This is a genomic window from Curtobacterium aurantiacum, assembly GCF_018598555.1.
GTDB lineage: Bacteria > Actinomycetota > Actinomycetes > Actinomycetales > Microbacteriaceae > Curtobacterium > Curtobacterium aurantiacum.
In genome coordinates, this window is the sequence record NZ_JAHEWN010000004.1 from 25,506 (window position 1) to 38,359 (window position 12,854).

14 protein-coding genes are annotated in these 12,854 nt (G+C 71.1%); 10 read left to right on the forward strand and 4 right to left on the reverse strand.

Going from position 1 to position 12,854, the window contains the following annotated elements:
* Positions 1 to 206 precede the first annotated feature (206 nt).
* A complete protein-coding gene (gene rpsT, locus KK087_RS05115) occupies positions 207 to 467 on the reverse strand; it encodes a 30S ribosomal protein S20 (RefSeq protein WP_017886662.1) in 261 nt (86 codons plus the stop codon).
* A gap of 222 nt (positions 468 to 689) precedes the next feature.
* On the opposite strand from rpsT, the gene KK087_RS05120 reads away from it, so the two are divergent.
* Together KK087_RS05120 and lepA are read left to right on the forward strand one after the other, a co-directional pair.
* Positions 690 to 1,856, forward strand: a complete 1,167-nt coding sequence (locus KK087_RS05120; RefSeq protein ID WP_214529801.1) for a pyridoxal phosphate-dependent aminotransferase — start codon at positions 690 to 692, stop codon at positions 1,854 to 1,856.
* Between the two features lie 234 nt (positions 1,857 to 2,090).
* Positions 2,091 to 3,938, forward strand: a complete 1,848-nt coding sequence (lepA, locus tag KK087_RS05125) for a translation elongation factor 4 (RefSeq protein WP_214564423.1) — start codon at positions 2,091 to 2,093, stop codon at positions 3,936 to 3,938.
* A 103-nt stretch (positions 3,939 to 4,041) separates the two neighbouring features.
* Here lepA and KK087_RS05130 read toward each other — a convergent pair whose 3' ends face one another.
* Positions 4,042 to 4,539 carry a hypothetical protein gene (locus tag KK087_RS05130; RefSeq protein ID WP_214564424.1) on the reverse strand — a complete coding sequence of 166 codons (498 nt, stop codon included), beginning with the start codon at positions 4,537 to 4,539 and terminating at the stop codon, positions 4,042 to 4,044.
* A gap of 131 nt (positions 4,540 to 4,670) precedes the next feature.
* Here KK087_RS05130 and KK087_RS05135 point away from each other — a divergent pair, with 131 nt between their 5' ends.
* Positions 4,671 to 5,318, forward strand: a complete 648-nt coding sequence (locus KK087_RS05135; protein WP_214529804.1) for a DUF1990 domain-containing protein — start codon at positions 4,671 to 4,673, stop codon at positions 5,316 to 5,318.
* A gap of 27 nt (positions 5,319 to 5,345) precedes the next feature.
* Here KK087_RS05135 and KK087_RS05140 read toward each other — a convergent pair whose 3' ends face one another.
* Positions 5,346 to 6,038 (reverse strand): HAD family hydrolase, encoded by a 693-nt coding sequence (locus KK087_RS05140; RefSeq protein ID WP_214544550.1) that lies wholly within the window; start codon positions 6,036 to 6,038, stop codon positions 5,346 to 5,348.
* Between the two features lie 28 nt (positions 6,039 to 6,066).
* Here KK087_RS05140 and hemW point away from each other — a divergent pair, with 28 nt between their 5' ends.
* Entirely contained in the window at positions 6,067 to 7,326 is a 1,260-nt protein-coding gene (hemW, locus tag KK087_RS05145) for a radical SAM family heme chaperone HemW (RefSeq protein WP_214564425.1), read from the forward strand.
* Positions 7,327 to 7,348: 22 nt separating this feature from the next.
* Here hemW and KK087_RS17825 read toward each other — a convergent pair whose 3' ends face one another.
* Complete coding sequence (locus tag KK087_RS17825; protein WP_307859992.1) at positions 7,349 to 7,858, reverse strand: DUF4870 domain-containing protein; 510 nt, start codon at positions 7,856 to 7,858, stop codon at positions 7,349 to 7,351.
* A 109-nt stretch (positions 7,859 to 7,967) separates the two neighbouring features.
* On the opposite strand from KK087_RS17825, the gene hrcA reads away from it, so the two are divergent.
* From hrcA to ybeY, 6 genes are read left to right on the forward strand one after another with little or no spacing between them, the layout of a single operon-like run.
* Entirely contained in the window at positions 7,968 to 8,987 is a 1,020-nt protein-coding gene (hrcA, locus tag KK087_RS05155) for a heat-inducible transcriptional repressor HrcA (RefSeq protein WP_214564426.1), read from the forward strand.
* Between the two features lie 33 nt (positions 8,988 to 9,020).
* Positions 9,021 to 10,133, forward strand: a complete 1,113-nt coding sequence (dnaJ, locus tag KK087_RS05160; protein ID WP_214564427.1) for a molecular chaperone DnaJ — start codon at positions 9,021 to 9,023, stop codon at positions 10,131 to 10,133.
* Complete coding sequence (locus KK087_RS05165; RefSeq protein ID WP_214529808.1) at positions 10,133 to 10,870, forward strand: 16S rRNA (uracil(1498)-N(3))-methyltransferase; 738 nt, start codon at positions 10,133 to 10,135, stop codon at positions 10,868 to 10,870. The genes dnaJ and KK087_RS05165 overlap by 1 nt, the downstream gene beginning before the upstream one ends.
* A 38-nt stretch (positions 10,871 to 10,908) precedes the next feature.
* Positions 10,909 to 11,262 carry a histidine triad nucleotide-binding protein gene (locus tag KK087_RS05170; RefSeq protein ID WP_214529809.1) on the forward strand — a complete coding sequence of 118 codons (354 nt, stop codon included), beginning with the start codon at positions 10,909 to 10,911 and terminating at the stop codon, positions 11,260 to 11,262.
* Positions 11,252 to 12,394 (forward strand): PhoH family protein, encoded by a 1,143-nt coding sequence (locus KK087_RS05175; RefSeq protein ID WP_214564428.1) that lies wholly within the window; start codon positions 11,252 to 11,254, stop codon positions 12,392 to 12,394. Before KK087_RS05170 ends, KK087_RS05175 begins: the two co-directional genes overlap by 11 nt.
* Positions 12,391 to 12,852, forward strand: coding sequence for an rRNA maturation RNase YbeY (gene ybeY, locus KK087_RS05180; protein WP_214529811.1), 462 nt, complete (start codon positions 12,391 to 12,393; stop codon positions 12,850 to 12,852). Before KK087_RS05175 ends, ybeY begins: the two co-directional genes overlap by 4 nt.
* Positions 12,853 to 12,854: the final 2 nt, after the last annotated feature.

Genomic DNA, 12,854 nt, shown 5'->3' on the forward strand with positions numbered 1-12,854 from the left:
CCCGCGCCTGTCGGCCGGCACTTCGTGAGCAGAAACGGTCGGGTGCGCCCTCGCGACCCGACCGTTCCTGCTCACGAAACGAACCCAACGCGCGAACCCAACGCGCGCACGCACCCCCGCGCACACCACCACGCGCGCAGCGCCCCGCGCACGACGAAGGCCCCGCACCAACGGTGCGGGGCCTTCGGACCAGAAGGGTCAGGACGTCAGAGCGACGAGACCTTCTTCGCGATGGCCGACTTGCGGTTCGCGGCCTGGTTCTTGTGGATGACACCCTTGCTCACGGCCTTGTCGAGCTTCTTCGACGCGAGGGCCAGGGCGGCAACGGCCTTGTCCTTGTCACCGGCGGCGACGGCGTCGTTGGCACGACGGATGTGCGTCTTGAGCTCCGACTTGTAGGCCTTGTTGCGCTCGGTTGCCTTGAGGTTGGTCTTGATGCGCTTGATCTGCGACTTGATGTTCGCCATGAATTGCTCCTGCTCGTCTCGTACGGGTGGGCGCGACCGCAGGGTAGAGGGGCCCTTGGTCGCATCGCGTTCCACCCGTGGGCGGGGAACGCGGAAGCCAGCCACCAACACTACCAGGCAAGCGGGCTGCCACCAAAGCACGAAACACCGCCGGATCGGCGGAAGCCCGCGGTCGACCGCGGCGAAACCCCGCGGCAACACGCACCGGATACCGTGACGGACATGCCATCCCTCGCACCGCGCATCGACACCGTGCCCGCCTCCGGCATCCGGAGGGTCTTCGAGCAAGCGGCGCTGCTGCACGCGAGCGGCACCGACGTCACGATGCTCGTGATCGGCGAGCCGGACGTCCCGGTGGCGCCGCACATCGGCGAGGCGGCACGTCGTGCCTGGACCGAGGACCGCACCGGGTACACCCCGAACGGCGGCATCGGGCCCCTCCGGGAGGCCGTCCGCGACAAGCTCCGCCGCGAGAACCGGATCGAGGCCGACCTCGAGCAGATCTGGATGACGATCGGCGCGACACAGGCGCTGTTCCAGGCGATGACGCTGACGCTGAGCCCGGGCGACGAGGTGCTCGTGCCGGACCCCGGCTACACGACCTTCACGATGAACGCCCACATCATCGGCGCCACCCCGGTGCCGTACCGGCTGGAGCCGCAGCACGGGTTCGAGCCCGACCTGGAAGCCCTCGAGGCGAGCGTCACCGAACGCACCCGGGTGCTGATCGTCAACTCGCCGTCGAACCCGCTCGGCTCGGTCTTCGGCGAGGAGACCCTGCGCGCCCTCCTGGCCTTCGCGAAGCGGCACGACCTCTGGGTGATCAGCGACGAGGTCTACGAGTACTTCACCTACGGCACCCGGCACGTGAGCCTGGCGGCGCTCGACGAGGACGACCGCGTGTTCTCGGCGTTCTCACTGAGCAAGACGTACGCCATGACCGGCGTCCGGGTCGGCTACCTCGTCACCCCGAAGGGGCTCGGCGCGACGATGCGGACCACGCAGGAGGCGATGATCAGCTGCGTCGCGGAACCCGACCAGTACGCGGCCCTCGCGGCGATCGTGGGGGACCACTCCGCGGTGCGTGACGCCCGGGAGCACTACCGCGCGAACCTCGAGGTCGCGAGGGAGGCGCTCGACGCCGCCGGCATCCGGTACCTCGACCCACGAGGGGCGTTCTACCTGTGGATCGACATGTCGCACGCCTCCGACGGGGACATCGCCGAGTGGGCGCTCGGGTTCCTGCAGCGCGAGCGGGTCGCCGTCGCGCCGGGCAGCGCCTTCGGACGCACCGGCGAGGGGTGGATCCGCGTCTGCCTCGCAGCCACCCCGGACGACCTCCGGCGCGGCCTCGGCGCCCTGCCGGCTCCGGCGCACGCGACCGTCTGACGCGCGATCGGCACGGCCAGGAGGCCCGGTGCTGGTCCGCAAGACAGCGCACGGTGCGCAGTCCTCCACCTGGTGCGAGGATGCTCGCCCCGTGCCGCGCTGCATCCGGGCACCGGGCGGTCAACTGCGCACGGACCCGCCGACCTCGCACCGTGCGGGGTCGACGCGAGCCGTGCCGCCAGGGCGGGTGAAGCGTGGGAGACTGTTGCGACCGTCCGACCCACCTGAGGAACCGTGAGCCCACAAGCATCCGCTCCGCTGGAGCCCGCAGCGACCCCGGCCGACGCGATCCGCAACTTCTGCATCATCGCGCACATCGACCACGGCAAGTCGACGCTGGCCGACCGCATGCTGTCGATCACCGGCATCGTCGAGGACCGCGCGATGCGTGCGCAGTACCTCGACCGCATGGACATCGAGCGCGAGCGCGGCATCACGATCAAGTCGCAGGCCGTGCGCATGCCGTGGGAACTCGACGGCGAGACCTTCGCGCTGAACATGATCGACACTCCCGGGCACGTCGACTTCTCGTACGAGGTCTCGCGTTCCCTGGCCGCGTGCGAGGGAGCGATCCTGCTCGTCGACGCCGCCCAGGGCATCGAGGCGCAGACGCTCGCGAACCTGTACCTGGCGCTCGAGAACGACCTCGAGATCATCCCGGTCCTCAACAAGATCGACCTCCCGGCGGCGGATCCGGACAAGTACGCCGCCGAGCTCGCACAGCTGATCGGCGGCAAGCCCGAGGACGTCCTCCGGGTCTCCGGCAAGACCGGCGTCGGCGTGCCCGAGCTCCTCGACCTGGTCGTCCGTCGTGTGCCCGCACCCGTCGGCGACGCCGAGGCAGCGCCCCGCGCGATGATCTTCGACTCGGTCTACGACAGCTACCGCGGCGTCGTCACCTACGTCCGCATGATCGACGGCACCATCTCGCCCCGCGAGAAGGTGCAGATGATGTCGACCAAGTCGACGCACGAGATCCTCGAGATCGGTGTCTCGAGCCCGGAGCCCAAGCCCACGAGGGGTCTGTCGGTCGGTGAGGTCGGTTACCTGATCACCGGCGTGAAGGACGTCCGCCAGTCCAAGGTCGGCGACACCGTCACGAGCGCGCAGAAGCCAGCGACCCAGGCGCTGCCCGGCTACACCGACCCGAAGCCGATGGTGTTCTCGGGCCTCTACCCGATCGACGGCAGCGACTACCCGGTGCTCCGCGAAGCGCTCGACAAGCTCAAGCTCTCCGACGCCGCGCTGGTCTACGAGCCGGAGACCTCGGTCGCGCTCGGCTTCGGGTTCCGCTGCGGGTTCCTCGGGCTGCTGCACCTCGAGATCATCACCGAGCGGCTGTCCCGCGAGTTCGGCCTCGACCTCATCACCACGGCCCCGAGCGTGATCTACGAGGTCACGACCGAGGACAACTCCGTGACTGAGGTCACGAACCCCTCGGAGTTCCCGACCGGGCGCATCGTCGAGGTCCGCGAGCCGATGGTCCGCGCCGCGATCCTGGCCCCGAAGGACTACGTCGGCGCGATCATGGAGCTCTGCCAGCAGCGCCGCGGCTCCCTGCTCGGCATGGAGTACCTCGGCGAGGACCGCGTCGAGATCCGCTACGAGATGCCCCTCGGCGAGATCGTCTTCGACTTCTTCGACCAGCTGAAGAGCAAGACCCAGGGCTACGCGTCGCTCGACTACGAGCCCACCGGCGACCAGGCCGCCGACCTCGTGAAGGTCGACATCCTGCTGCAGGGCGACCAGGTCGACGCCTTCAGCGCGATCGTGCACCGCGACAAGGCGTACGCCTACGGCACGCTCATGACCGAGCGCCTGCGCAAGCTCATCCCGCGTCAGCAGTTCGAGGTGCCGATCCAAGCCGCCATCGGTGCCCGCATCATCGCTCGCGAGAGCATCCGCGCGATGCGCAAGGACGTCCTGGCGAAGTGCTACGGCGGTGACATCACCCGCAAGCGCAAGCTCCTCGAGAAGCAGAAGGAGGGCAAGAAGCGCATGAAGACCATCGGACGGGTCGAGGTCCCGCAGGAAGCCTTCATCGCGGCGCTCTCCGGCGACGTCGAAGAGAAGAAGAAGTAGCGCCGGGCGCTCAGCGCGACGCCCGGCGCGTTTCGCGCTGAGCGACAGCCCACGCGCTGTGGCCGCCGTGACGTGTCGGTGAGCGCGAAAGCCCGGTGCGCGGTCAGCCGGTGCGGCGGGCGCGAGCCCGCAGGGCGGCCAGGCAGAGGGCCGGGAGGCTCGCCGCGGCCAGTCCCGCCAGTGCGGTCCGCAGGATGGCCCAGTGCGCGGCCGCGTCGAAGTCGGTCTGCTCGCCCGAAGCCACGCCGGAGACCACGGCGCCCACCACCATCGCGAGGGTCACGACCGCGAGGGCGAGCGGCAGCCGACGGCCACGGTTCCGACGAACCGCGGACACCAGGGCTGCGCCGAACAGCAGCACCCCGGCGCCGGCGCAGCTCGCCCCGACGGCGGCGATGACGTTCGCGGTGTCGAAGCCGTTCCACGCCTCCGGGGCGAGCGCGACGGCGGCGTACCGAGCGGGTGACGCCGCGGCCGAGGTCGTCACGTCCACCAGCACCCGGGCGGTCGCCGCCACGCCGAACGCGACGAGCGTGAGCACGGCGAGGGCGGCGGTCCGGCGGTCGACGGACCGCGGGCGGGCGGGGGTGGGGGAGAGCACCTGCTGACGATAGCCGCGGGGCGGACGGTTGTCGGGCCTCCAGTTCGGGGTGCACGGCCGCCGGGCCGACCCACCGGAGGTGAGCGCGGATCGGTTCGATCCCGAGCGGCCCGCCCAAGTAGCATGGCGGCATGAGCATCCGCGGGAGCTACCGGACCGCCCTGACGTACGGCGCGGTGGGGGCGACCCAGGCGTCGGACCTCATGACCTACCCGCCGGACGGCTTCACGCCGACCGAGTCACGGGCGCGGATCGGGCACGGCGACCAGCGGTTCGAGACCGCCGTGGTGCAGGCGCTGACGTGGCAGATCCAGGAACGCAGCGGCGTCCGCGTACGCGTCGAGGAGCAGCCCGACGACGACGAGGTCCGGTACAACCCCGTGACCTTCGACGACGACGGGGTGCCGATCGCGCCGGCCTCCATCGGGACACCCCGGGTCGAGAAGTTCGCACCCGACGGCACCCCGCTGGTCACCGCGGGGACGAGCGCGACGCTGACGATCCACGCGTTCGGGCAGACCGTGCAAGCACCGGTCCGCGTCGTGTCGATCATCGACGAGCACGACCGCAAGGGGTTCGCCTACGGCACGCTCGAGGGGCACCCGCTCTCCGGCGAGGAGTCGTTCGTCGTCGAGCGCACCGCGGACGGCTCGGTGTGGCTGCAGATCCGGCAGTTCTCGCAGCCGGCGAGCCGGAAGTGGCGCTTCGTTGCGCCGTTCGTGCGTCGGCAGCAGAAGGTGATGGCGGAGAAGTACCTGGCGGCGCTGCGGGGCGACTAGTCGTCAGCGGTCGCGCCCACTCGCTCGTCAGCGGAGCGGCGGGAGAGCGGCGATCGCATCCTCGATGAGGGCGGCGTCCTGCTGGCAGTCCCGCGCGACCGTGACCGCGTTCGTGTGCCGGAGCGCGTCGACGTCGTAGACGCCCGTCGCCACCGCCAAGAAGGGGATGCCGGCCGCGTCGGCTGCCTCGCCGTCCCGCGGGGTGTCACCGACGATCACCGCGCGGGTGCCGGCGAGCTCGGCCGCGGCACGCCGGGTGACCCCGGCACGGTCCACCTCGGTGTCGCCGAAGTACGAGTGCTCCCAGTCGAAGACGTCGGCGTCGAACCCGGCACCGGTGAGCTTGACGCGGGCCCGGTACTCGGAGTTGCCGGTGAGCAGGCCGTTCCGCCAGCCGAGTCCGGCGAACCGGGTCAGGAGCGCCTTGGCTCCGGGGACGGGGCTCCGGTGGTCGCCGGAGGCGTGCCGTTCGGCGGTCAGGTCGTGCAGGTGCCGGCTGACCGTGGGGATGAGGGTGTCCTCGAAGGCGTGGGCGCGCACGTGCTCGGCGATGAGCCCGGCGTCGGTCCGGCCGTGCTGGTGCCCGACCCGCAGGGTGAGGTCGCGGCCCACCGCCCGCTCGAGGGCGAGGTGGTACAGGTTGCCCGGGGACGACGCGTTCATCACGAGGGTGCCGTCGATGTCCCACAGGACCGTGGTGGCGACAGGATGGTGCTCCATGGCTCCATCATGACGGAGAATGGAGTCCATGCCGAGTGCTCTCCCGATCGCCGATCCAGCACCAGCGGACGGACTGATCACCCCGTGGGCGGCAGCGGGCCCCGGTGGCGCGCCCGTCGCCGGTGACGTGCCCTTCGGCGTCTACGTGCACGTGCCGTTCTGCCGGGTGCGCTGCGGGTACTGCGACTTCAACACCTACACGGCGTCCGAGCTCCGTGGCGTCCGTCGCGACGACTACGCCGGTCACGCCGTGCGCGAGATCGAGTGGGCCGCGTCCGTGCTCGACCGCTCCGGCGTCCCGCGCCGGCCGGTGTCGACGGTCTTCTTCGGCGGCGGCACCCCGACCATGCTGCCGGCGTCCGACCTGGCGATGATCCTGCGGGCCATCGACGACACGTGGGGGATCCTGCCCGGGGCCGAGGTCACGACCGAGGCGAACCCCGACTCCGTCGACGCCGCGTCGCTCGAGACCCTGCGCGAGGGCGGGTTCAACCGGATCAGCTACGGCATGCAGTCGGCCGTGCCGCACGTGCTCGCCACGCTCGACCGCACCCACGACCCGCTCCGGGTCCCCGTCGTCGTCGACCTGGCGAAGCAGCAGGGCCTCGACGTCTCGCTCGACCTCATCTACTCGACGCCGGGGGAATCGCTCGCCGACTGGCGCACCTCGCTCGACGCCGCGATCGCCTGCGAGCCCGACCACGTGTCGGCGTACTCGCTCATCGTCGAGGACGGCACCGCGATGGGCCGCATGGTCGCCCGCGGTGAGCTCCCCGCCCCCGACGACGACCTGGCAGCGGACATGTACGAGCTCGCCGACCAGGTACTCGGAGACGCCGGGTACTCCTGGTACGAGGTGTCGAACTGGGCCCGGGTCGACGCGGACGGCGGCACCGCGCAGCACGCGAGCCGGCACAACCTGTCCTACTGGAAGGGCCACGACTGGTGGGGCGTCGGGCCCGGCGCCCACTCCGCCGTCGCCGGCACCCGGTGGTGGAACGTCAAGCATCCGGCCGCCTACGCGAACCGGGTGCTGTCGGGGGATTCGCCGGCCGCCGGCCGCGAGACCATCGACGACGAGACGCGGTACGTCGAGCGGCTGCTGCTCGCGGCGCGGGTCCGCGGGGAGCTCGCGACGAGCGAGATCCGCCAGGAGGCCCGGGGCCGGGTCGCCGGCCTCATCGCACGCGGACTCGTGGACGGGTCGGCCGCGGTGCGGGGACGGATCGACCTGACCCTGCAGGGTCGCCTGCTCGCCGACGCGGTGGTGCGGGAGCTGCTCGACTGAGCGGCGTCGGGCTCGTCACCGCTTACTGCTTGATGAACTCGATCGTGAGCGGGTAGCGGTAGAACTGGCCCTGGTTGGCGGCGATCGCGGCCATGATGCCGAAGATCAGCGACACGACGGCTGCGGCGAAGATGATCAGGAACCCGACGCCGAACACCGACGTCAGCGACCCCACGACGTAGGCGATGGCCATCGTGATGTGGAAGTTCAGCGCGACCCGGGTGTGCTCGCGGACGAAGCCGCCGCGGTCGCGGAGGACCAGGTAGGCCACCAGCGGCGCGATGAAGTTGAAGAAGATGCCACCGATGTGGGTCAGCGTGGCCCACAGTCGCTGGTCCTCGGGGCTCATCGGCTGGGGCGGGGTGTAGCCGGCGGGGTACTGCGGTCCGCCGGGGTACTGGGGCCCGCCGGGCTGCTGCGGGCCACCGGGGCCGTGGCCGTAGGGGCCGCCGGGCTGCTGGGGCCCGCCGGGCTGCTGGGGCCCGCCGGGCTGCTGGTCGGAGGGGCCACCGGGCTGCTGTCCGTAGGTCATGGCGGAAGCGTATCGGCCGACCGCCCGGAAGTCCCGGGCCGTCAGCGGTCGGGCGTAGGATCAGCAGTCGACACGTCCGAGTGCCAGGTCGATCGGGAAGGAGGCGCTCGTGGTCAGTGAACGCAGCCTCGAGGTCCTCAAGGCAATCGTGCGCGACTACGTGGCGTCGCGCGAACCCGTCGGGTCGAAGACCATCGTCGAGCGGCACGCCTTCGGGGTCAGCGCCGCCACGATCCGCAACGACATGGCCCTGCTCGAGGACGAGCAGCTCATCGCCGCCCCGCACACCTCCTCGGGCCGGGTGCCGACGGACAAGGGCTACCGCGTCTTCGTCGACCACCTCGCCGGTGCCCGTCCGCTCTCCAGCGCCCAGCGGCACGCCATCGAGACCTTCCTCGGCGCCCCGAACGACCTCGACGAGGTCCTCGGGCGCACCGTCCGGCTACTCAGTCAGCTCACCAACCAGGTCGCCCTGGTGCAGTACCCGTCGTTGGTGCGCGCCCGGGTGCAGCACGTCGAGCTCGTCCGGCTCGGTGACTCCCGGCTGATGGTGGTGCTCATCACCGACACCGCCCGGGTCGAGCAGCGCGTGGTCGAGACCGACGTCCCGCTCGACGAAGGATCCCTCGGCGAACTCCGCACCGTGGTGAACGGTGCGACGGTCGGACTCCTGCTGCAGGACGTCCCGACCGCGCTCCGCGCGGTGCCGCAGCAGCTCCGCCCCGACGCCCAGACGCTCGGTGGGGTCGTCGTCGCCACGCTCATCGAGCAGGTCGCTGCGAACCGGCAGGACCGCCTGCTGATGGCCGGAGCAGCCAACCTGGCGAAGAGCGAACAGGACTTCTCCGGCGGCCTCTTCCCCGTGCTCGAGGCGATCGAGGAACAAGTCACCCTGCTCCGGTTGTTCGGGGAGATGCAGGTGGACGACATCGCGGTGGCGGCCAGCATCGGCGTCGAGAACGCCGAGTACGGGCTCGACGCCACGAGCATCGTCGCCGGCGGCTACCTGGCCGGTGGCGAGGTGGCCCGTCTGGGCGTCCTCGGACCGACCCGCATGGACTACGGCACGAACATGGCGGCCGTCCGGGCCGTCGCCCGGTACCTGTCCAAACTCCTGGGCGAACATTGACCAACCGACCGAACCCAACCGACTGAGGGATACGTGGCAGACCACTACGACGTCCTCGGCGTCCAGCGAGACGCCTCCGATGCCGACATCAAGAAGGCCTACCGCCGCCTGGCGCGTGAGCTTCACCCGGACGTGAACCCGGCACCCGACGCCGCCGAGCGCTTCAAGGACGTGACGCACGCGTACGACGTGCTGAGCGACCCCGAGCAGCGACGCCGGTACGACGCCGGTCCGCAGGCCGACAGCCCCTTCGGCGGTGGTGCCGGCGGCTTCAGCGACATCTTCGACGCCTTCTTCGGTGGTGGCGGGGGCGGCGGACGCGGGTCCGGCCCGCGCAGCCGTGCCGAGCGCGGCCAGGACGCCCTGCTCCGCATCGAGGTCGACCTCGACGAGGTCGTCTTCGGCACCCACAAGGACGTCGAGGTCGACACGGCCGTGCTCTGCGAGACCTGCCACGGCTCCTGCTGCGCCCCGGGCACCAGCCCCCGCACCTGCGACATCTGCGGTGGGTCCGGCCACATCCAGCGCCAGGTCCGTTCGCTCCTCGGCAACGTCGTGACGAGCGCACCGTGCGGCACCTGCCGCGGGTACGGCACGGTCATCCCGAGCCCCTGCCCGACCTGCCAGGGCCAGGGCCGCGTGCGTGCCCGTCGCACCGTGCCCGTCGACGTCCCCGCCGGTGTCGACTCCGGTCTGCGCCTGCAGATGCCCGGCCAGGGCGAGGTGGGTCCGGCTGGCGGCCCGTCGGGCGACCTGTACCTCGAGATCCGCGTGCGCCACGACGACGTCTTCAGCCGTGACGGCGACGACCTGCTCGCGACGCTCGAGGTCGGCATGACCGACGCGATCCTCGGGACCACCACGACGATCGACGGCCTCGACGGTCCGGTCGAGCTCGAGATCCGGCCCGGTGTGCAGAGCGCCGACGTCCTCGTCATCAAGGACCGCGGCATCACGAAGCTGCGCGGGAACGGCCGCGGTGACCTGCGGGTCGGCGTGCAGGTCGTCACCCCGACCAAGCTGTCGCACAAGGAACGCCAACTGGTCGAGCAGCTCGCGAATGCGCACAAGACGACCGCTCCGCAGCTCGCCCGCTTCCAGCAGGGCATGTTCGGCAAGCTCCGCGACCGGTTCTTCAACCACTGATGGCGTCGCTCTACCTCGTCGACTCGCTCGACGGCGTGACCGTCGGCGACCCGGTGTCGCTCGACGGGGCAGAGGGGCGGCACGCGGTCTCGGTCGCGCGCGTCCGGGTCGGCGAGGTCCTGCGGATCGCGGACGGTCGCGGCACCGTGGTGTCCGGAGCGGTCACCGCGATCGCGAAGGACGCGCTCGAGCTCGCGGTCGAGGCGGTCGAGCACCAGGACGCCCCGCGCCCCTCGTTGACCCTCGTGCAGGCGCTGGCCAAGGGCGGGCGCGACGAGATGGCGGTGCAGGCGGCGACCGAGATCGGCGTCGACCGGGTCGTGCCCTGGGCGGCAGCGCGCAGTGTCTCCCGGTGGGACGGCGCGAAGGTCGAGAAGGGCCGTGCCCGGTGGACCGCGATCGCGCACGAGGCCGCGAAGCAGGCGATCCGGCCGCGGGTGCCCACCGTCGCGCCGCTGGTGACCACGGCGCAGCTCGTGTCGGCGCTCGGGGCGGGCACGGCGGTCGTCCTGCTCGACCCGACGGCGACCGTGCGGCTCGCCACCTGGGAGCCCCCGGCGGACGCCGACGACATCGCCCTGGTCGTCGGTCCCGAAGGCGGCATCGACGGCGCGGAGCTCGACCGCCTCGAGGCCGCGGGCGCCGTGCGGGTCCGACTCGGCGACAGCGTGCTCCGGACGTCCACGGCCGGCCCGGCCGCACTCGCTGTCCTGCAGGCGCGACTGGGTCGCTGGTGAGCCGGACCCCGCCGTCGGGCGCGTCCTACGATGGAGTCATGAGCACCAGCACGCCCAGCGTCTTCTCCCGGATCATCGCGCGCGAGATCCCGGCGACCATCGTCGCCGAGGACGATCGTGTGATCGCGATCGAGGACATCGCGCCGAAGGCCCCCGTCCACGTGCTCGTCGTCCCCAAGACGGAGCAGTACGCGAACGTCGCGGAGCTCGCCGCGGGTGACCCCGACCTCCTGGCCCACGTGGTCGCCACCGCGCAGCGCATCGCCGACGAGCGCGCCGGCGGTCAGTTCCGTCTCGTCTTCAACACCGGCGAAGCCGCCGGTCAGACCGTGTTCCACGTGCACGCGCACGTACTCGCAGGTGAACTGCAGGAAGGCACCCTTGCCGGATAACGAACCAGCACAGCCCACCGCCGCCGACGACCAGCCCGTCTCCGTCTCGCTCCAGGTCGACGGCATCGCCATGGTGCAGTTGCTCGGACCCCAGGACCGACTCCTCAAGACCGTCGAGCGCCAGTACCCGGGCGTCCGGGTCGTCGTCCGCGGCAACGAGGTCACCCTGACCGGCCCGGAGCGTGACGTCGCACGCGCGAAGGCGCTCGTCGACGAACTCGTCGGCATGGTCAGGCGCGGCCAGGAGATCGGCCAGGCCGACATTCCCATGTCGGCGCGCATCCTCGACGACGACCGCAAGCCGTCGGACACCTTCGGCACCCCGATCGTGTCGAGCCGCGGCAAGTCCGTGCGCCCGAAGACCGACGGGCAGCGCGCCTACGTCGACGCCATCGACGAGAACACCATCACGTTCGGCATCGGTCCGGCCGGTACCGGCAAGACGTACCTGGCGATGGCGAAGGCCGTCCAGGCACTCCAGCGGCGCGAGGTCAACCGGATCATCCTCACCCGCCCCGCGGTCGAGGCCGGCGAGCGGCTCGGGTTCCTGCCGGGCACGCTCACCGACAAGATCGACCCGTACCTGCGTCCGCTCTACGACGCCCTCAACGAGATGATGGACCCGGAGTTGGTCCCGAAGCTCCTGGCCGCCGGCACGGTCGAGGTCGCCCCGCTGGCGTACATGCGTGGCCGTACCCTGAACGACTCGTTCGTCGTGCTCGACGAGGCGCAGAACACCACGCCCGAGCAGATGAAGATGTTCCTCACCCGTCTCGGGTTCGGATCGAAGATGGTCATCACGGGCGACATCACCCAGGTCGACCTGCCGGGCAACGTCTCCGGGCTCCGACTCGTCACCCGCATCCTCGACGAGGTGGAGGACATCCACTTCGCCCGCCTCGGCAGCGAGGACGTGGTCCGCCACACCCTGGTCGGCCGGATCGTCGACGCCTACACGGTCTACGACGAGGAGCGCCTCGCCGAGCAGGCCGGGCAGCGTCCCGGCGGCCGCGGCACCGCTCCGGTCGGCAACCCCGACGGCGTCAACCGTGCCGAGCGACGCGGACGTCCGCCGCAGGACCGCGCACGGCCCCCGTACCCCCAGAACGACGCCCGAGGAGGCAACCGGTGAGCATCGAGCTCAACAACGAGTCCGGGGTCGAGGTGGACGAGGCCGCGATCCAGCGACTCGCCGCATTCGCCCTCGACGCGATGCACGTCCACGCCGACGCGGAACTCGCGATCGTCCTGGTGGACGAGGGCGCGATGGAGCAGCTGCACGTGCGGTGGATGGACGAGCCCGGTCCCACCGACGTCCTGAGCTTCCCGATGGACGAACTCCGACCGGGGACCGAAGACGACCCGACCCCGGCCGGACTGCTCGGCGACATCGTGCTCTGCCCGCAGGTGGCCGAAGAGCAGGCGAAGACCGCCGGGCACTCGAGCACCGACGAGATGCTGCTGCTCACCTGCCACGGCATCCTGCACCTGCTCGGCTTCGACCACGCCGAGCCCGACGAGAAGGCCGAGATGTTCGGCATCCAGGGCGAGATCCTCAACGCGTTCGCCGCCCAGCGCCGAGGGCGGTAGTC